This is a genomic window from Deltaproteobacteria bacterium, from assembly GCA_011773515.1.
Lineage (GTDB): Bacteria > Desulfobacterota > Deferrimicrobia > J040 > J040 > WVXK01.
Map to the genome: position 1 here is coordinate 1 of WVXK01000060.1, position 1852 is coordinate 1852.

General features: G+C 62.0%; 1 protein-coding gene. It reads right to left on the reverse strand.

The annotated features are described in order from the left end of the window. On the reverse strand, nt 1–1817 hold a 1817-nt coding region (gene katG / locus GTN70_06720; protein NIO16678.1), incomplete at its 3' end, for a catalase/peroxidase HPI. Between the last annotated feature and the right edge of the window lie 35 nt (nt 1818–1852).

Here is a 1852-nt window from a genome sequence, read left to right on the forward strand (position 1 = left end):
AGTTGCGCACGATCTACCAGCAGCTCTTCTGCCGTTACGGCATAGCGGGTCTTCTGGTAGTTGCGAAAGCCGTCTGCAGCCGGTTCGAGTATGGCGAATGACTCCACGTCGGTTTGCTCCTGCGAAGCATCCGTGCGTCCCGGCGTGAAGGGAACGGTCACATCGTGACCGGCATTCTTTGCAGCCTGTTCGACGGCAGCGCAACCGCCCAGCACGATCAGGTCGGCAAGCGAGACCTTCTTGCCGCCGGAGGCCGCGCTGTTGAACTGGCTCTGGATACCTTCCAGGGTTTTCAGCACTTTCGCCAGTTCGGCCGGCTGGTTGACTTCCCAATCCCTCTGCGGCGACAGACGAATGCGGGCACCGTTCGCACCGCCGCGCTTGTCGGAGCCACGGAAGGTGGACGCCGACGCCCATGCGGTCGACACCAGCTGGGAGATGGACAGCCCCGAAGCCAGGACCTTGCCCTTTAAGTCCGCTGCGTCCTGCGCATCGATCAGCTCATGATCGACTGCGGGCACCGGGTCCTGCCAGATCAGTTCCTCTGCCGGGACCTCCGGGCCGAGATAACGTGCGCGGGGGCCCATGTCGCGGTGTGTCAGCTTGAACCACGCCCGGGCGAAGGCGTCGGCGAACTCCTCGGGGTTATCGTGGAAGCGCCGCGAGATCGGCTCGTAGATGGGGTCTAAGCGCAACGAGAGGTCCGCCGTGGTCATCATCGGGCGGTGCTTCTTCGACGGGTCGTGGGCGTCAACCACCATGTCCTCTTCGTCCACGTCCTTGGCCAGCCACTGGTGCGCGCCGGCCGGGCTCTTGACCAGTTCCCACTCGTATTTGAACAGTACCTTCAAATAGCCCATGTCCCATTTGGTCGGTTTCGGCTTCCAGGCGCCCTCGATACCGCTGGTGATCGTGTCGCCGCCTTTGCCGCTGCCGAAGCTGCTCTTCCAGCCAAGACCCTGCTCTGCGATACCGGCGGCCTCGGGTTCCGGACCGACAAGGGCCGCATCGCCAGCGCCGTGACATTTGCCGAATGTGTGCCCGCCGGCGACGAGAGCGACCGTTTCCTCATCGTTCATGCCCATACGTTTGAAGGTTTCGCGAACGTCACGGCCCGACGCGACGGGGTCAGGGTTTCCGTCCGGCCCTTCCGGGTTCACATATATCAAGCCCATCTGAACGGCAGCAAGGGGATTCTCGAGTTCCCGGTCACCGGAGTATCGCTTGTCGCCAAGCCACTCTGTCTCACTCCCCCAGTAAATGTCCTCTTCCGGCTCCCAGATGTCTTCGCGCCCGCCGCCGAAACCGAAGGTTTTAAAGCCCATCGACTCCAGCGCGCAGTTGCCGGCAAGGATCATGAGATCGGCCCAGGAGATCTTCTTGCCGTATTTCTGCTTGATCGGCCAGAGCAGCCGGCGCGCCTTGTCGAGGTTCGCATTGTCCGGCCAGCTGTTCACGGGCGCCAGGCGCAGATTGCCCGACCCTCCCCCGCCGCGGCCGTCGCCTGTTCGGTATGTGCCTGCGCTGTGCCACGCCATCCGGATGATGAGCCCACCGTAGTGACCATAGTCAGCCGGCCACCAGTCCTGCGAGTCGGTCATGAGCGCGTAGAGGTCCTTCTTCACGGCCTCCAGGTCGAGTTTCTTGAATTCCTCAGCGTAGTTGAACTCCTCGCCCATCGGATTGCTCATGTGAGAGTGCTGATGAAGAATCTTGAGGTTCAACTGCTTCGGCCACCAGTCCCGGATCGACGTGCCTCGGCCGGCAGTGGGCTTGTTCGCTCCGCCCGTTACCGGGCACTTGGTCTCTTCATTCATGACGTTTCTCCTTTCGCTCATTTTGGGGTATACAA